This is a genomic window from Rahnella sp. EDr1-12 (genome assembly GCF_049206505.1).
GTDB classification, from domain to species: Bacteria; Pseudomonadota; Gammaproteobacteria; order Enterobacterales; family Enterobacteriaceae; genus Rahnella; species Rahnella rivi.
The window spans coordinates 637,771-662,276 of the sequence record NZ_JBLZNY010000003.1; the positions used below are offsets into that span (position 1 = coordinate 637,771).

Annotated in this window: 15 protein-coding genes; all 15 read right to left on the reverse strand. The window is 45.3% G+C overall.

The window, feature by feature from the left end; all coding sequences use genetic code 11:
• Positions 1-6: 6 nt before the first annotated feature.
• Positions 7-1,269, reverse strand: coding sequence for a PAAR domain-containing protein (locus ACO0U8_RS16640; protein ID WP_421671271.1), 1,263 nt, complete (start codon positions 1,267-1,269; stop codon positions 7-9).
• A 352-nt stretch (positions 1,270-1,621) separates the two neighbouring features.
• Positions 1,622-1,897 carry a hypothetical protein gene (locus tag ACO0U8_RS16645; RefSeq protein ID WP_217203058.1) on the reverse strand — a complete coding sequence of 92 codons (276 nt, stop codon included), beginning with the start codon at positions 1,895-1,897 and terminating at the stop codon, positions 1,622-1,624.
• 1,621 nt (positions 1,898-3,518) lie between these two features.
• Positions 3,519-4,778 (reverse strand): PAAR domain-containing protein, encoded by a 1,260-nt coding sequence (locus ACO0U8_RS16650; RefSeq protein WP_217203057.1) that lies wholly within the window; start codon positions 4,776-4,778, stop codon positions 3,519-3,521.
• A 22-nt stretch (positions 4,779-4,800) separates the two neighbouring features.
• Complete coding sequence (tssA, locus tag ACO0U8_RS16655; protein WP_421671272.1) at positions 4,801-6,393, reverse strand: type VI secretion system protein TssA; 1,593 nt, start codon at positions 6,391-6,393, stop codon at positions 4,801-4,803.
• On the reverse strand, positions 6,393-9,818 hold the full coding sequence (locus ACO0U8_RS16660) for an ImcF-related family protein (RefSeq protein WP_421671273.1): 3,426 nt from the start codon (positions 9,816-9,818) through the stop codon (positions 6,393-6,395). The genes tssA and ACO0U8_RS16660 overlap by 1 nt, the downstream gene beginning before the upstream one ends.
• A complete protein-coding gene (locus ACO0U8_RS16665) occupies positions 9,815-11,047 on the reverse strand; it encodes a hypothetical protein (protein WP_217203054.1) in 1,233 nt (410 codons plus the stop codon). Before ACO0U8_RS16665 ends, ACO0U8_RS16660 begins: the two co-directional genes overlap by 4 nt.
• 936 nt (positions 11,048-11,983) lie before the next feature.
• Positions 11,984-12,214 carry a hypothetical protein gene (locus tag ACO0U8_RS16670; RefSeq protein ID WP_421671274.1) on the reverse strand — a complete coding sequence of 77 codons (231 nt, stop codon included), beginning with the start codon at positions 12,212-12,214 and terminating at the stop codon, positions 11,984-11,986.
• 317 nt (positions 12,215-12,531) lie between these two features.
• Complete coding sequence (locus tag ACO0U8_RS16675; protein WP_421671275.1) at positions 12,532-13,281, reverse strand: hypothetical protein; 750 nt, start codon at positions 13,279-13,281, stop codon at positions 12,532-12,534.
• Complete coding sequence (locus ACO0U8_RS16680) at positions 13,278-14,870, reverse strand: LysM peptidoglycan-binding domain-containing protein (protein ID WP_421671276.1); 1,593 nt, start codon at positions 14,868-14,870, stop codon at positions 13,278-13,280. Before ACO0U8_RS16680 ends, ACO0U8_RS16675 begins: the two co-directional genes overlap by 4 nt.
• A gap of 24 nt (positions 14,871-14,894) precedes the next feature.
• On the reverse strand, positions 14,895-15,305 hold the full coding sequence (locus tag ACO0U8_RS16685; RefSeq protein WP_421671277.1) for a hypothetical protein: 411 nt from the start codon (positions 15,303-15,305) through the stop codon (positions 14,895-14,897).
• Between the two features lie 40 nt (positions 15,306-15,345).
• Positions 15,346-18,015, reverse strand: a complete 2,670-nt coding sequence (gene vgrG / locus ACO0U8_RS16690) for a type VI secretion system tip protein VgrG (protein WP_421671278.1) — start codon at positions 18,013-18,015, stop codon at positions 15,346-15,348.
• 510 nt (positions 18,016-18,525) lie between these two features.
• Entirely contained in the window at positions 18,526-19,128 is a 603-nt protein-coding gene (locus ACO0U8_RS16695) for a hypothetical protein (protein ID WP_217202663.1), read from the reverse strand.
• A 248-nt stretch (positions 19,129-19,376) separates the two neighbouring features.
• Positions 19,377-20,006, reverse strand: coding sequence for a hypothetical protein (locus ACO0U8_RS16700; protein WP_421671279.1), 630 nt, complete (start codon positions 20,004-20,006; stop codon positions 19,377-19,379).
• A 1-nt stretch (position 20,007) separates the two neighbouring features.
• A complete protein-coding gene (locus ACO0U8_RS16705; RefSeq protein ID WP_421671280.1) occupies positions 20,008-22,263 on the reverse strand; it encodes a hydroxyethylthiazole kinase in 2,256 nt (751 codons plus the stop codon).
• 14 nt (positions 22,264-22,277) lie between these two features.
• A partial coding sequence (gene vgrG, locus ACO0U8_RS16710) for a type VI secretion system tip protein VgrG (protein WP_421671281.1) occupies positions 22,278-24,506 on the reverse strand: 2,229 nt, incomplete at its 5' end.

Below are 24,506 nucleotides of genomic sequence, written 5' to 3' on the forward strand. Positions count from 1 at the left end.
ATTTGTTTAGTAAGTTTGGGGAGCTAATTCTTGAAGAGATGCTCGCAAGTATCTCATTATTTCTGATTTTATAACCACCACACCTTTTTCAAGCATTTGATCTACATACATCGCGCCGATGTCCCAGATGCCTTCTTCTAATTTCCTTGCCGTCCAAACGAATTCTTGTTGGGCTGATTCTATATATTTTACTAACTTATCAGTAATTCCGAATTTATTATCTAATTCATTCAAGACAACGACTGTAATAAAACCTACAACTACAGCAGCAATTAACGGCCCTGCCACAAAAGTTGTTAGGGAAGCAGCGGCTAATTGTGTTCCCCAGGTAATGGCTGAGACAATTCCAATTTTTGCGATATCTGTAGCCAGAGAGCCTATGAAAGTAGAAAGTGAAGTTTCATCGTTTAAAATGTAGTCAATAATCCTGTAAGCTGCAGCCACATAAAATGTAACTCTGGCTCCTTCTATAATTGATTTTGTAGCTCCAAATTTGCCGATTCCTAAATCTACAATTTTAGGATTTTTAGCAGCAAAAACAGGAGCGTTCAATATCTTCCTAACACCCGGATATCCACTTATTTTAATCAACGCAGTACCCTTAGCATTAGTAAAGTTTGTTGCTTTAATGCCAAAACTACCCAGTTGTGAAATAATCATAGAAGTAGTGACTACATCTTTCATATTTGTACCATAGTTGACTATTAATGCCCCCGGAGCTGACTGTGTTATCTGAAGCCATCCGCTCTTATATGTTCCCCATGAGCTTAGTACCTCGATACATTCTTCAGGGGTTAGCAGAGCTATGTCTTGATTGTTCGCTTGTAGCATTCCTCTAAGTTTCATGTCAGGCAACGTATGTGTATTAATCAAAGCAGTCGCAGGATAATCTGGCACATACCCAGAATTTGTGGTTTCTCCAGTGACATATGAAGACAGGGCCGGATTTTTCAACTGTGCTGAAGATTGCGTTGCTGAAGAGGGATTTTCTGAAAAGTCATACGCGTCATTTACCATTGACGGAACAAATTTTGCCTGGCAGGGGCAAGTACTTTTGCTGTGTAACGTACCAGCAAATTTTCGACCCAGTATTGAATCACCAGGTATATGCCCGACGATCTTATAAATTCCGGGATGTTGGCCACAAGTGACAGGGTCTTGTTCCCTTGCAACGGGGTTGCCCATGATCGTGTGAGTAGGTTCACCGCTAAGAATTTTTCCTCCGCAGGTGGTTTTATCGCCTAAAACTAAGTAATAACCTTTTGCCATAGTGATAGTCCTTTATTGAGTTCTAACCGCACAACACGGCGGCGCGGGCAGGGTCGATGGCTATTAATGCGTTAAGTAAGTTGTTCATTGGGATCAGCATCCGTCATCTTCCAGTAATTCCTACTTGTTGACACACCGTTAGTTACAGATCCTTAGACCTTTATGGTCAACATTTTCCCATTCGGATAATCTTTTAAATTTCATCAGTCATCTTAATAACATTCTTTGACGATAGAGAACGGCTCTTTTGCGTTAACAAATTTTGGAGGGGTATTTAAATAATAAAATATTATTTGCCGTTAATCGGTAATAGGCTCGGCATAAAAATGCCCCCAGTAAAAATGCGTTTAAATCATCTAACTCGATTAAAAATTAATAGGATCAAAGGCACGCATATAATGAATCCAATGGTGGCCACATAGAATATATTATCGGTGGCTTTCATTAAAGAATCTATTGTTTCTGAGTATTCACCTACGCTAACAGGACCAGAAATCTGCATACTTTGATTTTCTATGAAAGCTGATAATGAAAATGAAGCTCCTATTAGACCAAAAAAATAGCATATAACAACAAGGCTAATAAACCCCCAACGAATAATGTATTTATTATTTTTATTAAAGCTCATAAAACCCCCCAAGATACTCATCTACTGTTCCAACAGAATAAAGTGATAAAGAGTCACCAAGTGCCCCAACTTCAGAATCTCAATTTTGAAGTTTGTATCTTAAGACTCTTCAAGAAGTTTAAACCCATCAATGAAGATTGTAAATAAATCACAGTGTAAAAACAGAGGCAAACAATCCTGAGGAAAGTATAAATCTCAAAAAAGGAAAGTTTTTATTATTGCATATAATAAATAAATCACCGGTGTTATGCCGTATTTTTTTATTATTCAATCCTTTCCTTCAATATCCTTGTTTGTTTGCTTTTCTTGTGTTTTCTTTCCGCTTCTCCTTCGCAATACATTGAAAAAATAATCTAACGCTCTCTTACTAGTTCACTTCCCACACAATTCCTTATTAATAGCATATTTTTCAGCAGTCCAGGCATCCAGCCTGAGGGGGTTTGTTGACATGAAGCATACCCTTTGTTTTTTAAGATAGTGATATACCCCAATGAAACGGGTATGACTAAAATGAAAGGGAGCATACATAACTGTTTAAAATAGGGAATTATCCTTTCCATCTTCTCGATTGCTACTTTTCTTTCATAGATACAGTCTAAAAAAACCAATGAATTGGAAAAGAGAAAATAATAGGGATGCATACCAAACCAATAGACATCCATGAAAAAGTGATTACATGCCTAAATTCTAGATAATCGATTATTTCATGAACCCATAAATACAGAGATAATAAAGATGTGCTTAATATTATATACAATGATGCGGCCGATCTTGTTTTCATTTCAATATTTTCTAAGGTTTATTCCACTAAGAGCATATCTTAGGTAATTTCTAACTTCTGATTCAATGACTTTTGTACCTTTTATAAGTATTTCATCGGCAAACATGGCTCCCAAGTCCCAAAATCCATTTTCCATTTCTCGCGCTTTTCAACAAACCATAAATGAAATGGTAGGTGCTATTGCGATTTTAATACATCAGCTGTAAGAGAATAAATGTATGTTGAAAGTGTATTTTAATTATTTAAATACAATCAAGAATTTTGTATGCTGCCACAATATACAATGTAATTTTAAGGGAATGAGTTAAATAAATCCGGAAGAGATAGCCATGAAAATAATCGATCAGTTTCTAGTGTAGAAGAACATTATAAAAATAATCTCAACTGTTACCATGGTTATCCCGTCCGTAGGTTACTTTACACAATAACTTTTTTTGATAGAGTATTTAGTTGCCATTCCTGGTGTCCAGCCCATTGGAGTCTCAATGCATTCTACATAACCTTTGTTATTTAAAAAAGTTTTATAGATAAATGAAAAGGCAAACATTATAATTATAATTAGAACTAATGATGTTAGTGAGAAAATCAATAGCCTTTTACCTGCCTTAATTTCAATCTGCTTTCCTCTTATAATTACTGGTATTATCATGAGTAGAAATGGAATTATGACGAGAGGTGATAGCGCTGCGAAAACACTCCATGAGGAAAAAGTGAAAGTCGGCAAATTATCAAAATATCCCAGGAGCGATTCAAATCCAAAAAAAGAGATCGTTGAGATAAGCAATAAGAAAAAAAGCAATCCCAAAAAAGCGAAAAATCTGTGTTTAGCATCATACATGATCAATACACCTGAGGATTTACATTGTGAATGGTTGAGCGCAAATATTTTATTACTTGTTCTTCGATGACTTCCACTCCGACTTCAAGCATTTCTTCGGCATACATTGTTCCTAAATCCCAAATGCCTTTTTCTATTTGCCTTGCTTTCCAAACGAACTCTTGCTGAGCTGATTCGATATATTTAACTACTTTATCAGTTATACCGAACTTCTCATCCATAAAGTTGAGTAACCAAGCAGTCCCAAAGCCGATAACAACTACAACAACTAAGGGTCCAACAACGAAAGGTGTCATTGAAATAAGGGCCCCTACCCCCCATACAGTCGCAGAAACAATACCAACCTTTACAACATCGGTAGCAAGACTACCAATAAACATCGCTAAAGTCGTTTGATCATTTAAAATAAAATCAACCGTTCTGTATGCAGTAGCAACATATATAGTTAGCCTTGCACCTTCGATTACTGATTTTGCCAGCCCATACTTTCCGATGCCAATGTCTACAACCTTTGGGTTTTTTAGCGAAAACAAGGGAGCATTCAATATTTTTCGAATGCCAGCGTAGCCTGAAATTTTTATTAGCTCTGTTCCTTTTTCATTGACAAAAGTCGTAGCACGCAGGCCAAAACTACCTAATTTTGATATTACTAAAGAGGTATTTATTGCATCTCTTCCATTTAGTCCATAGTTGACTAAAATTTGCCCTGGTCCTGATTGAGTGATATCTACCCATCCTTCTTTAAACACATTCCAATATACTAAAATTTCATAACCTTCTGTTGCGGTAAGTAACATCACGTCCTGATTTCTTGCTTCAAGCATGGCTCGGACACGATCATCAGGCAACGTATGCGTATTTATCAATGAGGTAGCAGGGTAATCAGGAACAAATCCCGACTTAGTGGTTTCGCCAGTGACGTAAGAGGACTGCACTGATTTTTTCGTGTCGGAAGGATTTTTAGTTTCTGCCGATGAACTACCTGAGAAGTCATACGCATCATTCACCATCGACGGAACAAATCTAGCCTGACAGGGGCAACTGCTTTTGCTGTGTAACGTACCAGCAAATTTTCGGCCCATTATTGAATCACCAGGAATATGCCCGATGATCTTATAAATTCCAGGATGATTGCCGCAAGTGACAGGGTCTTGTTCCCGGGCAACGGGGTTGCCCATGATGGTGTGAGTAGGTTCACCGCTGAGGATTTTTCCTCCGCAGGTGGTTTTATCCCCCAAAACTAAGTAATAACCTTTTGCCATAGTGAAAGTCCTTTATTGAGTTCTAACCGCACAACACGGCGGCGCGGGCAGGGTCGATGGCGATCAGTGCGCTGAGCAGGGTGTCCATGTCATTCAGCATGCGGTTTTTATCTCCGTCGCCTCGTTGCGATTTCATACGCAGTAATTTCAGCCGGCGCGCTTTGACTTCAAATACCAGCCCCGGCTCCCACTGCGGCAACGTGAGTGAGAGGCTGTCACTGTCAAGGCTGCTGAGCAAATGCAGCGCCATATCATTTTTACCGTACTGCTCCGACACACGCGCCATCACTAAGCGCAACAGCCATTGGTGGCGGTCAGTGTGGATGCCTGGCCTGGTCTGAAGCCAGGTCAGAGCCGACTCCACCCCGTCGCTGTCTGCCTGTGCCAGGGCTTCGGGTTCCAGCAGCAGGATGTCATCCTCACCGGACGCGACGCATGCCGCGGGTTCATTTCCCCAGCCAGAGACGGATCCCAGCACCTGCTGGTTAATCCAGCCCTGCGTCACTTCATCGGCAAACGGCGTGCCGTCGCTCCATGACAAACTTTCCAGACCCGGCAAACGGGTGAGGAACAGCGCCAGATCTTGCGTGATGCAGGTAGCCCAGCCTTCATATGGTGCGCCGGCTTTGCTGAGTGCCTGGTGCAAATACCACTGCACGTCAAGCCAGAAATGGTTAACGCCTTCAGCAAACATCGATTCAGCCTGCTCAAGCAGCTCCACCCAACTTTGTTGCAGATACAAACGCTTAAGCTGTGCACGATATTCAGGGCGGGGCGGCAACAGACGGGTGCGGCCACTGGCATCCAGCGGCGGCAGTTCGTGCACGGTGTCCCAGCGAACGCTCTTAATAAGATGGTGCCCTGAGAGCCAGCCTTGCGGTTGATCCCGCAGGTATTTTGCCAGCATTTTTGCCTGATCAAGCAGGTCCCGTCCTGACTGTACAGCACGCAGGGAAGGGGATAATCCCGCACTTTCTGACTGTGATGACGAGGCGCTGGTTTGCGGGACGACGGCGTTCATCCCGCCCGACTGAGCGAGGCGGTTTTCCAGTGCGGCATAGAGCGCACCCAGTTCTGGCCGTGAAGAGTCATTCCAGGTGCTAACACCCTGTTCAATTAACGCCAGTGCGCCAACGATGCGGGCAAAATCCGTTTTATCGACTTCAGGATAGAGCGACAGGCTGTCCAGCACGCGGGATCCTGCGATCCATTCCAGTGATGTCTTGCGGCTGTTTGCGCGAAGCGGATGCAGCGTTTCCCCGAAGCGGGCGATCAGCCCGGCCAGCAGGGAAAGTCCGTCAGCCAGACCGGCTTCGCCATCACGATGAAGGCGCGCCCAGATGTAGTACGTGGCAACGCGGACGTCTTTACACTGACTGGCGAGCAGTTTTTCTGCCAGTTCGCAGGTCAGGGGCGTATCCGCCCCGGAGAGTTTATTGACCTCTTCGCGCATTTGCTGGAAGTCGTCGTCGTAACCCGGATCTTCGCCTGCGGGTTGATCCGGCGTAACAGGCTGCAACCATTTATCCCAAAGGGCAGCCTGTTTTTCTGCCTGAGGTAAAAGCGATTCAGGCTTTGCCGCGCAGGCGGCAAGCAATGTAGTTAATGTGGCCATTACGGCTCCTCGGCGATTGCATCGGGATCAAAAGGTTGTTCAGAAACGGAGGGATTGTCCTGAATCAGGAAAATCTGCGCCGGTAACGTGAAGTTACGCAGTTGCAGCAGACCCAGCGGGCCTTTACCCAGTTCGGTACGCAGTATCCACTGCAGTTGCTGTTTGTCTGAGGTGTTGAACGTCAGCTGATAACGGCCCTCATCCAGCTTTTGTTGTTTCGCCTGCTCAAGCCAGCGGATAAGGCCCCAGGTTCCCTGATAATCCCCGTACAAACGGGCACCGGCGGAGGTTGAAGTCCAGGTCAGCATGGTGCCCGGTTTATAGGTATCCCCCGGCCAGCGAAAGCTTTGCCAGCTTTCCATCTGGTTGAAGTAATGAAGCTTTTGTCCATCGATCATGAGGTTGGTTTCCACCACGTTGGGTACCGGGCGGGCCAGCAATTCAAAGCGCATTCCCTGGCTGCCGTCCGTGAACAAAATGTCGGAGATCTGGCTCAGCTGGTTGATGGCGTTAAGAAATTCAGGGTTGAAGGTCAGCCCCTGGCTGTTGACTTTATCCGGCACCCAGCGCGTCCCCTCCTTGTGCAGAACCCCGCTGAGTTCACGGGTCAGGAAGCTGTCGATGCGGCCACTGTCCTTGCGGATAAATTCGGCCAGCATCGGCAAGGAAGCATCGCTTTTACTGGCTGCAAACGGGTAGCGCCCGTCAAACGCCGATTTCCAGTTGGCGACAATGGCGTTTTTCCACTGTTCATTCAGACTGGCAGAGGAGGGCTGAAGCACCGTTTCCCAGGCTTGAGTCAGTGGCTGAACAAACAGGGTATGGCCGAATCCGCTCCATTCTTCACCCAGACTGGCGGCAATAAGACTGCCGTATTCCTGTGTATCAGTCAGGTCTACGCTTTTGCCCTGGAACACGGTTTGTGCCAGCACCTGCGTCATTTCCTGTGGATCTGAAGCGTTAGCGATCTGCTGGAGCTTCAGACGTACTCGGGTGACACGGGTCAGCAGGGTTTGAAGGCTAAGCGACATGTCGGATGACATCATATTTTGCACGTTGCCTTTGCCCATCATGGCGAGCAGGGGACCAAATGTTTCATCAAGGGGGCCGACTGGACCGCTTGCGTGCTGATCGATAGCAGGTTGAGCTTCTTTATTCATCAACGCCTTCGCAGATTTCACCAGCGAGTCTGAGAGCGCTTCATTTTTCTGCCCCGTCTGACCTTGCCATGCCAGTGTATTCATCAGGGCAATGAGCGGTGACTGGCGTACGTCACTCATCAGGGTAAGCTGGTCAATCACATCATACAGATTTTTCGCTTCGTTCCACTGCAGGCCATTGAGGAAGTTGAGCCAGCTGCTGGCAAAGTCAGTGAAATACCGCTCGGTAAGACGTTTTTTTAGCGCTTCAGGAGAAATGTCTTCAGACGTTGCCCGTCGGTTGTCGCTTAATACCCAGTCGATTTCCTCGCGACGTGCGGTGACAGCTTTATCGATCGCCTGCTGGATTTGTTCATCCCATGCTTTGCGGGTAAACATCCCGGGTACCACGTCATCACTTTGGAACAGGCGCTGTGCGTCAGTGTCGCCAGTCATATCGACGAGCGTCATGTCCGCATAGTTGCGGCGCACCGACAGCAGCATGTTTTCATATAACGTGCTTTCCGCATTACGCTGCCCGATCTCCCCGAGCAGAACCTGCCGTGACTGGGAAACCAGTGAGCTATCCGGCTGAATCTTCCAGCCCGGCTGAGCGGGCAGGTTAATGGCATAAAATTGCCATAAGTCGGGTGCAAGACTTTGCCACAATCCCGGGGATACCCCTGTTCGCAAAGGCTCGGCGGTTTTCATGACTTGGGCGTAAAACGCGGCCTCGGACTTCTCCGGGCGAGCCATCATCAGATAGACCTTTAACTGGTCATATCCTGATTTAGCCAGCGCAGCCCGTTTCGGGCTGTTAGCCGGGAGGCTGGCCAGTTCGTTGAGCTTACGCTGCAAACTTTCAGCCGCGGCATCGCGGACCAGACGGTTATTCGCGTTGCCATACGATGGCAGCAGAGCGGTGAGCAGTTGCGCGTTGTGATCCAGACCAAAACGCTGATACCACGGTGCGCCCTGAGTCACGCGAGTCTGAAGACGACCGATATCATTGCGCAGAGCCTGCAAGGCAATCAGCTGCTCATCGGACACAGGGTGAGGTGTGGCGAGGTATTGCGCCTGTTCCGCTGCACTGACCATCTGATGACGGTTCACAGCGAACGACACCACGCTGCCAATACCCCACAGGACGATCAGCACGAATACACCGTAGCAGAGCGTTTGCTCCCACGGCAGACCGACGCGACGACCGCGAGCTGAACGACAGTCATCCAGCACGCTCTGCCAGCTGGCAGACGGTATCCAGGTTTTCTCGTGTACGACTGCCGGAACGTTTAAAGCCTGTGGCAGACTGAACATTAGGCCACGCAGGGGAATGCGTGCGGCATAGTCGGCAAACCACGGTGTCAGGGACTGACGCCAGCGGGCAGCAGCGGTTTCGCCGAGCGACTGCGCCAGACGCAGCAGAAAGTCGTGTGACTGTCGGGTGAATATCTGCTGCATCCCCTGCTGGCGAAGAAGGGGGATCAGCGATTTCAGCTGGCTTTCTACCGCCTGCGAAGTGGCATTGGCGGGGAAAATAACCCCGACCGGCTGCTCAATACGTTCGTCCTGCGGCCAGTCGCTTTCACAAACCTGCCACAGATACACTGCCGGCTGATAACGTAAAGCTTCGCCAGTTTTCTCAAGCGATCGCAGGCCGTCATCCATCCACTGAGGCGTTTTGCTTTGCGATCTGGTGACGGCCCAGACAATGCCATCCAGCGGACGGGTGCGACGCAGTTTCCGCCATTCAGGCAGACGAGAGTCATCACCAGCTTCATGCAGACTGCCACCGTGAATAAGTACGGTGCGCTGACCTTCCAGCCAGCCCTGAAGTGCCAGAGTAGGTGCGAGTGCTTTAATGTGCTCCGGTTCACCGACAACCATCAGCAGGCGGACTTTGTAACGCCAGAACAGGCCATAACGGCGGCGCAGGCGGGTTTTGAGCCGAGTTAGCGCAGTGACAGATTTCTCTTCCGGTGTAATCGTTTTTTCAGGCGAAGGATTATCATCTCCCTGGGCTTGTTTGAGAATTTCATCAAAATGCTTTTTTCCTGCGAGTCTTGTGCCAAAAAACGACAGCAGCGCACAACATGCAAGGATGGAGGTTCCGACTAACAGACCGGTCAGCCAAAGATCGCGCTCAGGCGTTCCCTGTACTAAACCTATATGTTCCGGGTGCTGCCAGGCCAGCCAGCAGAGAACAATACCAGCGACTAAGAACAACAGAATGACAGTCCAGAACCCAATTTCTGGTTTTTTAACAGGCAGGGCAATACGCTTCACGCTTTATTCTCCTTGTGAGAAGCGACAGGGGATACGACGGTACTCCAGACAGTGTCACTGCCATGTTCGCCACTGAGGATCATATGTGGAGCGGAATGACTCCTCATGGCCAGAGCGGCAGCGGCGATAGCCAGCCAGGGGCCAGCGATACCGGGATCACCCAGAAATGAATTAAAATCATGTACTGATGAAGCTTGAGTAATATTGAGCAACGGCGGCTTTCCCTGAGCGGCAGTTGCACTAAGATATGCATCAGTTTCTGGATATATTTCAGCCATCCAGAGGTGCTGTATTTCATCAGGAACTAAGGGAACCCAGTCGGCGGATTGCAAAAGTCCCGCCTGTAACGGTGTTTGCTGTGGTGCAGAGCCCTCCGGACGGTGTAACAGCGCGAGCGGGCACACCGTTTTCTGGGTGAGGCGATTTCCCAGCAAAAGACTCACGACAGATTCTGCACTCATTGCCGATGTCTTTGGCGCAATCTGCACGGCAATAATCAGCAGCAGTTCATAACTTTTAATGCGATGATCTAACCAGTGATCGATGACACTCAGGCCGTGGCCTGACATGAAGCTGACAGGCTGGCAGATCTCACTGGCCTGCCAAGCTTGCATCCAAATTTCCTGCACATGCTCTTTAGGCAATGAGCAGGAAGTTTCAAATAAAATGACCACAGGGTTTTCAGGCGGCAGGGAAGAAAACTGCTCAGCCAGATTAATGAGGAGACGATCAAAAGAGTTCGAGATCAGCGCTTCTTGTGACATTTCCTCAGAAACAGGAAGGCGGCTATGGCGGATGCTGGTTTCTTCCTCCCACGACGTCTGAGGAAAGAGTTTGTTTTCATTATTGAGTAACGCATCCGCCACTGTGACAAATTGCTCATCATTACTATGCGCGGTAATACAATCAGCGGCCAAAATCTGCAACGCCCGACGCCCACGGCGAACTCCGTGCAAAATGACTTGCTCACGCCTCTTATCCCAGGCATTAGCCTGAATTTGTTGCATAAGATAAATAGCCAGACGAAAAATCATCAGCGTAAACCAGAAAACCGCAGGAATGCCTAAGGCAAACCACCAGAAAGACGTTTTTCCCACCAGATTTCCAAAAAAGCGCATCAGTAATACTCCTGCTCCAATCAGACAAACCAATGCACTTAACCAGCGTAAAGGTTTTGGTGGAGCAGGACGCACAGACGCGGCAGGGACGGTATTGAGTTTAACGGGCATGAGTGACTCGGATTAAAATGGAAACAAATTATGGGGTTTGTCTGAATACACGTACATATTAACTAGCAATTTTAAATCATTTACAAATGCAGCAAGTATTAGTTTTTTAATAAAATTGATCTATAAAACTTTTAGTTTAGAAAGTGGAAAAGTAGACTAAGGTCATTGGCAATGAAATCTTTTGTTTGTTAAGTCATTTAGATATTTCTTGGCAATCATATGAGCCATCACCCATATCAGTCACCATGCTGGTAACTTCTTCTAATTCAATTCTGGAGTTTTTTTCTGAATATGAAAAAATAGCCATATGCACCGTCATCGTCGCATAATTTCCTTATTTTTTCTGGCAGGCCGAATCTAACATTCAGAATGCAACTATTTTTTCTAAAAGATTAACTGATTTAGAATGTGAATTTTCAGAGTCAAATCCCTCCATTGTATAAATAACTTCCGTTGCATTTTTTATAAAGTTGGGTTTTTTAATTAATACTGATTCATATTCTATTTCCTCGTAAGCTTGAGTTGTAGATATTTTTTTAAATATTCATAATCACTCTTACTGGAAAGAAATTCTTTTTTAAATTAATTACTTCATTCATTGAAAAGCAAATATTATCAGCAGAGAATTCGTTTGAAAATAATTAAATTAAACACAAAAAAATATTTTCATAAATTCCGACCTTAAATTTATCGAGTTTTACCATCATCTGGTGATATTGGTGTTGAACCAATTAATTTTCTCAGCTCATTTATATTTTTATATTGAGGCACTAAATCACCACCAGATTTCATCACCTCTTTTGCATATTTTCTTTAATGCCATTGTCTTATGCTAACTCAGATGCACTTACATCATAGCGAAGTGCTATGCTATCTAATGTCTTGTCTTCTGAACTCACTATCTATGGAATGGATTTAGGTTCATCTGATATGGTTTTAGCCGAAAATTGTGAAAAATATTTCTTTAAAAGTATATTTTTTAGTTTGATCACTCATCGTTGACCTATAGATGATTTTTTCTTTCCCTTTTGGGTCTTTTGACTTTATTGCAATGCTCATTCTTTCATTAGTATGAAAGATCGCAGGGAATTTCCCTACGATATTAGTCACCCATTCATACGTTTTGCCCCTAACGTGACCTTGAATGGATGAGGAGGTTTCGCTCATTAGTTTTCCCAGAAACCGCATGAGCAATATTCTCAACGCAATAAGCCTCTACAGTACAGAAAGCCAGGGTAATGGCTTGGGCTGTAACGGGCGTAATGATGGGGCCGGGTATGGTGTTTATATTTACGGGCATTGGAGGATTTGATTATTAAATGTCATAGGTCAAATTAAACTGAGGCGTAAATTAATAGCGCATTTAACCTAACTAACAATTATTTTAATAAATAAAATACACAGAATTTTTTTAAAAACAATTACTATATCAGTCTGAAAAGTGAAATTTTTTGGTCAGTAAATAAGCATTCTGTGGCGAGTACCTATGGCAATTTAAGTTTTTTTGCTGCATCTTGTAAAACGAAATGTGGTAAAACAACACTACTATTACCAAAGTGACATTTTATATCATTTACTTTCATGGTGAAAATACCAAAATCGACGATTTTATTCCATTTGCCATTATTATCTTTTATCAATATAACATCATTAACATCTATTGCATTACCCGTCCCATTAATAACTCCTGAATTTTTATCTAGGCTAGTACCACAGAAATATGCGATTGAAGATGTTTTACACAATCTGGTAACGACGAACTGCTGATCCTTATCCTCTCGGATAGCATCAAGTATGCTTTTTCTTTCAGGAATTCCTTTATCAACAGGTAAACATATATCATTGGTTTTTTTTATCTCAGACAATAAGCTTTCTAACTCTCCGGATAGATGACATGTTACCTTAGTGTTTTTCGATGAAAAAGAATTAAAATTAGCAATTTCCTTCCAATTATCATCATCACTCCGCTTCAACAGCATGTCATATACTGTGACAAAATTATTCATTTCAAAATGATCACCGTTATCATATTGCGGAACACCACAGAAATACGCATAATCTTTGAAATATAGAGCTTTATGCACTGAGAAGTTCACATTATTTAAATTTTCATAATTACTTCTAACGGCATTTATAAGTGAGTTGTGAGTAACATCTTTATCATTCGTCGCCAAAGAATTTCCACTCATAGAAATATAAATTATTATGAAAAAAAGCTTATGTATCTTGATCATGACTCACTCCCATTAATTGGGTTGTTAATATCTAAAAATGAATTCATCTCTTCTGCTGTTTTTTTGAGGAGCGGTGTTGACGTGATCTCTTTTAAAGCCTGAGCTTGATACTGAATGGGCACGAAATAACCAACTAATTTTCGATTGCTTCTATCAACAAAATTTATTTGGTCATCTTGATTACCCCCTAACACAATCACATTTCCATTAACTCTTTCTGATAATGCATAAACAAAACATACATGGCCGCCACCATTTCTACCATACACTGCTATCGCTCCAAAAACTGGCTGCTCGAGCTTCTTAAAACGAGCATCACTTGAAAATGATAAAGCTCTAGCTGGCTGATTACTTTTTGGAAATCGCGGTTCAGAATTTACTAAGCAATAGTTAACAAAAGAGGCACACCAGGGATTGCTATCACCAACCAAAGAATTCAAGTTTACATCAACCTCTTTGTGATAATTTACAACTCTTGTAATATCCTCCTCACGTTTCCCAGCCCATCGTCTCGCCTCTGCAAGAGCGACTTTCATCCATGGTGCCTGCTCGGAAATTGTACCAATATTTGCTTGTGGATAACCAGCATCGGAAGTGCCTGTTGATGTCTGTCGCTGATTGCCGCGGGATGAATTACTTGCCGGCGATGGCACCGTCTGAGGCAAAGCACTTCCATCAGGAATCTTCAACTCCTGACCAACGGAAAGAATATTTACATTTTTTATCTTATTTAAATCAGCAATTCTCGTCACTGTTGTATTTAGTTTTTTTGCAATCTTACCTAGAGTATCACCTTTCTTAACATGATATATGGAAGTAGACTTTTCACCTTGTTTATGAACACCGGTTTTAGCTGTATAGCTACTACCAATTCTCAAGAGAAGTATATTTTTACTTGTGTCTCCCGGTGTTGACGAATAAATTTTCTCATCAACACCTTTGGTACTCGTAGCAAAAATATCAATTCTCCCTCTACCAGCCAAGTGAGCTATAATCGGTAACCCTCCATATTTGTTGGTGCTCCACTCATAAGTGCACTGATCAATAACCACCTTTAATTTCTCATTAACAATAGGTTTGCTACCGTCAGATACAATAACACTTGTCGTAGCTACTTTTTTTTCACGTCGAGAGTCTTTATTATTATAATAACCCTCCATTTTTTTTATCGCCTCCATTAATCTCTCTAGAGATGCTTCATCAAGATCTCTGACATGCCTATCACCCTCTAAGCCGGATTCTGTTACAATAAATTTTGAATATTTTTCTGGATCATTATTATCTGTTGCCGGGGCGAATCTTTTAGCAACGTTTTTAATTTCCATATCTTTATACGCAGACTTTAATAATAAACTTAATGCTTGCCAGCCAACCTCCTCACTAGGAAAAATCATAAATTTTCCACTTTTAGTATCACCTACACCTATTTTTAATGAATTGCAAACTGAAGTCTTTGAAGGCCTAATATTACCAGGGTTAAAAAATCGCCAGCAGATTGTGCCACCTGAACGAAGATATCGTGTGCCATCTTCTGCTATGTATTCAGCAGTTAATAATTTCTTATCATATGTCGCGCTAATGTATTTCATAAATATCCTGTATGAATAAGATAGTTATTCTACTGGAGCAAGAAATGCTTTTTCCACATCCAACCCTACGGCCGCAAACTCAAATGGAGCACCAGCTGCGACGCTTAACTCTCCACTAAAATGAACATGCTTATTTTTCATCTTATCCATTTCATCCTTACTTATTTTTTCTCCTTGGAATAATTGAACCTCTTTATTCCAATTTTTGAATGTCTCATCATCTACATCGGTAACGCAAGTTAAGGGGGGGTCTAATTCCAACATCCATTTTGAGTAGAACTTATTTTCTGTTGGATTATCGCTCTCCGCAAGAGGATTAGGGAACTGTTTAACTACAAGTCTTCCATAAAGCTCAACATAATCCCCGCTCTTTAAACAAGCACTATTTACACCGAAAGAAAATAATATAAATAAAATAGGCAGCAAACGACTCATATTGCATTCCTTCTATTGGTTATTATTGAGTTTGAAATTTCTATGCTTCTCCTGCGACATTCCCAACAATTTTTTTCAGTAGTTCGGAGGGGAAATGGTTATTACTATTATCCTCATTCAGGGTATCTATATAAGGATCGTCATAGAACTCTTCATTAAGATGTAAATCTGTTAAGTCTGATTCCGGTTGCTTTGGTTGTATTTCTAAAGATTCCGCTTTCCAGGTGGTATCACCAAGAGTTAATTTTAGCTCATCTGCTTCATTCAGTTTAATTCTGGGTGTTCTTCCATCTTCACCAATAGTCCCTTTTGAAATCAACTCCCCCATACTGTTGTGGATCATATAAGGTTGCCCCACGGCATCCTCTGAGAGTGCAAATCGCAAGCTCTGTTCACCGGACTCAATAACAGGAAAAGTTGGCAAGGCAGATTTTAAACTCGCCTTATCCAAACGTCCGTAATTCCCCGCCTTCGTCAGATAATCCCCGACCGTCCCCGACTCAATCTTGTTCTCATCCAGCGTAATATAACTGCCGCCGGCGTTAAGCGTGATCTTCTTCTTCGCCGTGATTTTAATTTCATCTTCGGTGCTGCTGATGGTGATCGCATTGCGGGCCAGCAATTCCATCAGGTCGTTTTGTGCCTGAACCGTGATAGGCCCCTGATTAGCGATAAGCTTCATGCCCAGCTTTCTGACGAAGATACTTAGCGTGTTGCCGATGCCAATAAAGAAGTTCTTTGCGATGCAGACGTCAGTATTTTTACCGGCCGTGGCAATCAGATTATCGCTGGCACTCATTTGCAGATGCTCACCGCTGCTCAGCGCGATCCCCTTTGGTGCACTCAGTAACAGGACGGCTTGCTTCAGTTCGGTGAGGTTTTGCTGCAACAAACTGATTTGGGCCTGCAGATCAGAGGGATTTGCCGTGGCAGTTTGCGCGTCAGTGGAAATACTTTGCATTTGCTCCTGCGCAGTTTTCAGCAGGCTGATAGCCGGTTGCATCTCCAGCACTTTCTCTTGAGCCTTCGACTGACCGTCAGCACTGATGAAAATCCCTTTCTGTGCACGTATTGCCCCAAAACTGTCGGTGCGCAGCTCAAACCCTTCACCGCGCTGCTGTTTGCCGCTGTCCACCAGATGGCCGAGGTTCAGCTGGCTTTTGCCGCCGTATTCGGTGCTGAGCTTGATGTGCTCTTTGCCGCGCTCGTCGTCCAGGCGCAACTTGTTGTTCGACGGGGTACGCAGGACGTTGCGTTTGTAGTTCTGGATGGTGACGTGGTCGCCGTGCGCGGAGTCGTGCAGCGCGTGGGCGATGTACGGGCGGTCAGGATTACCGTCTTCAAAGGCAATGGCCACTTCGGTGCCGGCCAGCAGCGGCATATGCATGCCGTAGGTATCCCCGGCGTACGGGCGCGCCTGACGGACCCACAGGCTTTCGTACCCCTGTTCCCACGCATCACGGTCAAACATCATGTTGACGCGGTAACGGCCGTCTTTATCGATATGGCCGTAGGTATCGCTGGCGGTGGTGCTGGTGACGCGGGCGGGCAGGGTGCCGGCCATGATCGGTTTAGGCGCCGGCTCCGGGCGGAAGCCGTAGTCTTCGGAATACGCAATGGCGTCGAATTTCACTTCAAAGCTTTTATCACGCCTCGCCGCGCTTTCGATGCTGACGATGACCACGCCTTGCACAAACTGCGACGGGGCGTCGCTGCCGGTAACATTCAGTTCCTGACCCGGCACCAGGGTGGCTGCGTTGGCGACGCCGGAGAAACGCGCCTGATTATTCAGGTAACGCTCGTGGCGCAGGCGGGCGTAGAACGCGCCGCTTTCCGGTTCCGGGTCGCGGCCACCGCCGCCGGGGGTCAGGTAGTTATCGGCGTAGTGATAGGCTTCGCCGTAGGTGGTGGTGTCTCCACGGGTGACGTCGGCGCTGCCGCTTAACTCCGCGGTGGCGGTGCGGTAGTTGTAATCGCGGGTGGACACCGTTTTCTCCACCACCTGATAATGGCTGGCCAGGTCCCAGGCGGATTCGACGCCGACATCGTGCATGCCGGAAGGGGGCACGGCGGCCAGGGTCAGGGGTGGCAAATAATGCTGCTGGTCATCGTAAAACTCGACGACGTCAATGCTGAGTTTCGGGTCGGCAGTAAAGCGGAACCAGATACCGACTTCGGCCAGCAGACGGGAGATGAAGGTCAGGTCGTCCTCGCCGTACTGCATGACCTGCTCGCGCCGCGAGTACTCTTTACTCAGCGTGAAGACAAAATCCTGACCGCGCATAGCGTGGCGTTCGCGCAGGATTTTTTCGACAATCTGCGGCACGGACATGTCCTGATAAATGCCGTTCTGATGGCTGCGTGAAAGCAGGGCCAGGCGCGGCTGCAGGCGGACTTCGTAATGACTTTCATCCTTCGAGGTGGAAAGGCGCTTAAAGGCGGTGATGACGCCCTGTATCACGCGCTGCGGCTGTTGCACGGAAACGCCAAAGGCTTCAGCCACCGGCGCCTGCAGGGTCAGGGAGGCGTCCTGCAGCAGCATGGTTTTCGGGTCAATATTTTTGTCGGTGCTGGTGAACTCAATTTCGTAACGGAACGGCTGGCTGAGTGCTTCAAGGCTGTTAAAGCTCAGAACGTCGGGCTGTGCGCTGCTGCCGCGGACGGCGAGTTTGTGATGGCTGTGATCGAAAAATGGCAGTGAATTCGTCATGTACAAATGTCCTTATTAGCATTGTCAGCCACACCATATGAAATTTCTTGCGACTTACTTGAGGTTGAAAACTTTATAGCCTGTCTTAGAGGGTAGTTTATCTATATGACCCGAGCGTTCACCATCAGATTTATTGCTATTGCAGATGATGTATTTTTTATCTTTAACAGCGTTACTTTCTTTATTTTTACGACAACTAAGATGTTATCTTTACCGAACCTTATTGATTCGGATTTGTCTCTTTCTGCAAAGTAGAAACCTTCAGTATCACTTTACCTTTATCGCTACTGTCCCAACCGTTGACCAAACTTGTGTTTGCTAGAGTTTTGTATTCTTCAAAGAAGATAACTTTTTATGTGTTGATTTTGATAAACTTAATTTTGCTGTCAGACGTCTTTTGTTGTACGCATACCTTCATGATTTTTTAAATTTATCTTTTCAGAAAAAAATGGAGAAATAAAAATAAAAAGTCGGGATAAGTATTTTTTTAACATCTAAAGCAGTTCACCGTTAGGTCTTCTTTGCATTAATATGCGCATCATAAAAATCAAAGTACTCTACCCAACTGGCTGGTGCTGAATTTTCAATTAAATATTTATCTTTTTGATCTTTATTCATAGAATTCCAAAATGGCAACCACATCCAATCCCACCAAAATGAGAGATTGCCTTGCATACTCCCTAATCCATCAGGATCAATTTCTGGAAATGAAACCCATGGAGCTGGGGGGCTTATATTTAAATTCCATATTTCTTTGATGGTTTTTTCGGAATTTGTTACTAATCGCAAAACTTCAGCAGAAAAATCATTATAAAAATTGAAAGTAACGGCTTCTTGACTTGAAGATATTACAATATCTTTAGCATCCTTAAGTTCGATGTTAGAATTGAAGTTTTTATTGATTACATCTATTACTTTCTGGGTGTGATTAATATCAGTACAAAAGAACAGCCTATACGCGTATATATTATCATTAACTAATGTAGACAAATTAGGGTATTTATCTATTTCCAAAATATGTTGGAAATTTTCTTTAGGAAAGATTGAGGTAAGATCATCAGGTTTATCTTCTGAAATTAAATTGAGTATTTTTTTATAAAAATTAATTTTCATCTATTTGGTCCGCCACCCAGTCAGCCCCATAGTATCCGGCTACACCACTAATGATTCCCCCCTATAGCATCTGTAATTATGGCGCCAGGTCCTGTTTCAATTCCACATGCTGCACCTATATATTCTGTGCATCGGTGCTATGATCTTCATGACTTAGTCCGGTTGATGTTTTGTGATTTTTGGCGATTGATCAGAAGGCTCAAACTGGATTGAGTTCCCTTCAGTGATTTAATATTAAGCGCAGTTATTTAGTTGTCGTCAAACGAAACACTACTTAATAATTTTAATGCATCTTGAGAAGAGATGAATTTGCCATTATTTTTAATACTCTCACCAGACCCACAAAGTGCATTATTATTATGTATTAGGCAAAAATAGAACCCTTCACCAATACTACCGTCTTTAAGTTTTTTCATTTTATTTATAGCTATGTAGCCGTTATAATTTTCACTCTCAACTCTTATTAGTTCCAATTGATTTTTTTTGCCATTTCCTATGTAATTTCTATCTGGTGAGGATTTCCATTCTTTATTTTTATAGTCATATACTATTTTATTTTCTGTGCTGCTTTCGTTTACACCATTGTTGTTGATTTTTTGAGTATCATATCCTTCCTCAAATGCATCTCCAGAATAAAGGCAACTCCATTCTGAAATAGGATATTTTTTTTGGTAATATTCATCATCTGTTAGCTTGGGAAATACATAGTCTTTGAAGTGCATATTGCAAGCATCAAAGCTTGATGATGAAAAAATATCAGCATTGGAATTTGATGATAAGTTTCTAATAACTGAAGGTGATTTATCTTGATGCGATGGTACTGTACCTAAAGCAAATGTACTAAAGCTCAAAAAAATAGTAAGGCATGCTAATTTCATACTAATGCTTCCTATGAGTATACCCTTCTGGAAATGAAATTGTTAAATTTCCAGAAGGGTCCGGAAATTTATCTTCGGTTAATATAGCCAGCGCGACTCCGTAGGCACAGCATCTTGCATCAAATCCATTTAAAGATGAGCTATAAAGGCTGTTTATCCTACCGGGTAAATTAACTGCTGCACTAGCTTTCCAGAAGGAAGGGCTTCGATAATAATACTTCGTTCCATTATTAGTGTTAACTGAAACTCTTTCAAGAGTATTTTCCATATCTGCATATTTTGCCATCTTATTTTTCACCCAATAAAATCCAGCACTGTCTGCAGCTGATATATTAGATGAATTGTTCTCACTGACCACTTCTCTCAACCCGATAATTTCGGAAGGTAGTGTCGGAAAGTGACGGTCTTGTAACGTTGCATTAGACCTTTCAGCTGGGGGTTGTGCAGCTATCGTAGCATATGCATCTACTAGACTGTGTTTTAGAGATGCTTGCACAGATGTCCCGATATATTCAAAGTAGTTAAGGTAGTTCTCTGGATTGGTTAATTGAAGAAATCCACGCCCATACCATGGGGCATACCACAAATTACTCCCACTACCTTCATGAAGCGTACTTAGCCACTGGGTTTCTTGTACCGCATTACCTAAAAAACATGAGATCCTATAAGGCGTATTTATGCAGTATTTTCTCATCATGTTGTTCAAGTTATTGATATGATTGACCAGTACCGAACCTGGTGTTTTCAAGTGACTATTAATTGCTTCCCAAGCATATTTGTCTCTGCTTGTTCTTCTCAACGCGCTACTTGGAACTGTTTGTATCATCTCAGATAAACTCAACCACCCACACTTCCTGAAATGTTCAATAAACCCACGAGGGTCAAAATGCCATACTTTCCCTGACCCCAAGACCCCTGAATCAAAACACAGAGCCTCTGCATGCTGTTTAAACCTACCGTAGTCTTCTTCACTCATCAGAATTCGATCCTTCGATTCCTGAGATCCCGGGATTTGCCATGTTGCCGTTTTTTCCGATGTGCACTGCTCCCAGGGCAGACCCGTCATCAGCCATTTGTACCTGTTATCAATGGTGCTTTTTTCCCACTCAAACGGAATACAGCAGATAAGTTTACTGCTTTGTGCTGCGTACCTGTCTTCTTTCCTGAGCTTTCTTATTGCCGCTGAGTTGCACTGACTATGCGTATCTTTATCATCATCAATCAGCTGCCATCCCGCCCAATGAGGGAAATCCGCATCGCTGAATTTTTTAACATTTGGTACGGCAAGGTTCACAACACCTTGTCCACCGGGATAATTTACAGTCATCCATAAGGGTGCATCAGCAGGAACCAGGATTTCATGTTCAGTGTTGATAATGCGCCCAAAGCGCAGCAGTTCATACCCGGCACTCGGACTTTGCGGATAGCGTGAGGTGGCTGTTCTAAAAAGGTTGTATTCATAGTCCTCGCCGTCGGCATTTACCAGGGGTGAGCCAATAGGCTCAAATGCACCTTCTGCATTCGCGCATGCCTGTCGCGTAATCATCGTGCATGCCCCTTTACTGAGACTCATGCTTGCGTACAACGGAATCGTACTGGTATGCACTTCATTCAGGTTCGTAGTGGTAGCTATATTTGCCGAAGGTCGCGCCTCATAAAATTTCGTTCCTGCAGGAAGATAAAAATGAACATCGCCGTAGACAACATCTGTCCGGCCACTTTCATTAATATTTAACTCGCCAGTAGCTCTACCGACCAATTTCCTGATATTCGTCTCATCACAAAAAATCTGGAAATGAAATTCATTCTGCCCATCAGTCATTCCCGAAGAGCCCAGAGAGGCTTTACGATAGATTTTAGCGTCAGTTTTAATCTCTGCTTCCAGATATTTAAGATGCATATACAAAGAGTAAAAAACAACCTTCCCGTCCTCACCGGAACCTATTTCAGTCTCATGTTTCAATAAAACATAGCCATCATCCGTTCCTCTGAGAGGCGAATACTTAAGCGGGAATTGATCTCTTTTCCAGGGTTTTGAAGGCATTCGAAACGACACGACCGCACCGTCGGCTATTGCCCTGACTTTTTCAGGCAATGCGCCTGAGTCCGTATGCGATATATGGATCCCACCATGCCATGAATCCGACGTATTAAGAGGATATCCGCTGCGGGATCTGACAGGCATCATCGCGTCAATCCAGCCAGCATCAGACTGGGTTGCATCTCTGTCTCTCAGAAATGGAGGACTGATAATCATGTTATGACTCCTTGTCAGGAAAAAGTGAAATGACTGGTGGGTTCTGTTGTTTCAGGGGCAACACTCGGAAAATCTTCTGGTTTATTTGCCTTACCCTGCTGTCCGTAATACGCCACTTTTATCAGATAATCCCCGACCGTCCCCGACTCAATCTTGTTCTCATCCAGCGTGATATAACTGCCGCCGGCGTTGAGCGTGATCTTCTTCTTCGCCATGATTTTAATTTCATCTTCGGTGCTGGTGATGGTGATCGCCTTGCGGGCCAGCAATTCCATCAGATCGTTTTGTGCCTGAACCGTGATGGGCCCCTGATTGGCGATAAGCTTCATGCCCAGCTTTCTCACAAAGATGCTTAAGGTGTTTCCCACGCCGATGAAAAAATCTTTTGTTACGCTGATATCTGCATTATTTCCTGCCGTAGCGATAAGGTTTTGCTTTGCTGAGACCTGGAGATGTTCCCCGCTGCTCAGGGCGACGCCTTTAGGAGCGTGCATCAGCAAAACAGAAGCGGTCAGATCTTTTACACGGTCGTTGATCAATGAGATCTGGGCGGCCATATCGGCTGGATTTGCGGTAGCTGTTTGCGCATCGTCAGAGAGAGATTGTGCCTTGTCCTTCAGTGAATTCATCTCACTCATGACCGCATCCATCTCCAGCACTTTCCCTTGAGCCTTCGACTGACCGTCAGCACTGATGAAAATCCCTTTCTGTGCACGTATTGCCCCGAAGCTGTCGGTGCGCAGCTCAAACCCTTCACCGCGCTGCTGTTTGCCGCTGTCCACCAGATGGCCGAGATTTAGCTGGCTTTTGCCGCCGTATTCGGTGCTGAGCTTGATGTGCTCTTTGCCGCGCTCGTCGTCCAGGCGCAGTTTGTTGTTCGACGGGGTACGCAGGACGTTGCGCTTATAGTTCTGGATGGTGACGTGGTCGCCGTGCGCCGAGTCGTGCAGCACGTGGGCGATGTACGGGCGGTCAGGATTACCGTCTTCAAAGGCAATGGCCACTTCGGTGCCGGCCAGCAGCGGCATATGCATGCCGTAGGTATCCCCGGCGTACGGGCGCGCCTGACGGACCCACAGGCTTTCGTACCCCTGTTCCCACGCATCCCGGTCAAACATCATGTTGACGCGGTAACGGCCGTCTTTATCGATATGGCCGTAGGTATCGCTGGCGGTAGTGCTGGTGACGCGGGCGGGCAGGGTGCCGGCCATGATCGGTTTAGGCGCCGGCTCCGGGCGGAAGCCGTAGTCTTCGGAATACGCAATGGCGTCGAATTTCACTTCAAAGCTTTTGTCACGCCTCGCCGCGCTTTCGATGCTGACGATGACCACGCCTTGCGCAAACTGCGACGGGGCGTCGCTGCCGGTAACATGCAGTTCCTGACCCGGCACCAGGGTGGCTGCGTTGGCGACGCCGGAGAAACGCGCCTGATTATTCAGGTAACGCTCGTGGCGCAGGCGGGCGTAGAACGCGCCGCTTTCCGGTTCCGGGTCGCGGCCACCGCCGCCGGGGGTCAGGTAGTTATCGGCGTAGTGATAGGCTTCGCCGTAGGTGGTGGTGTCTCCACGGGTGACGTCGGCGCTGCCGCTTAACTCCGCGGTGGCGGTGCGGTAGTTGTAATCGCGGGTGGACACCGTTTTCTCCACTACCTGATAATGGCTGGCCAGGTTCCAGGCGGACTCGACGCCGACATCGTGCATGCCGGAAGGGGGCACGGCGACCAGGGTCAGGGATGGCAAATAATGCTGCTGGCCATCGTAAAACTCGACGACGTCAATGCTGAGTTTGGGGTCGGCAGTAAAGCGGAACCAGATACCGACTTCGGCCAGCAGACGGGAGATAAAGGTCAGGTCGTCCTCGCCGTACTGCATGACCTGCTCGCGCCGCGGGTACTCTTTACTCAGCGTGAAGACAAAATCCTGACCGCGCATAGCGTGGCGTTCGCGCAGGATTTTTTCGACAATCTGCGGCACGGACATGTCCTGATAAATGACATTCTGATGGCTGCGTGAAAGCAGGGCCAGGCGCGGCTGCAGGCGGACTTCGTAATGACTTTCATCCTTCGAGGTGGAAAGGCGCTTAAAGGCGGTGATGACGCCCTGTATCACGCGCTGCGGCTGTTGCACGGAAACGCCAAAGGCTTCAGCCACCGGCGCCTGCAGGGTCAGGGAGGCGTCCTGCAGCAGCATGGTTTTCGGGTCAATATTTTTGTCGGTGCTGGTGAACTCAATTTCGTAACGGAA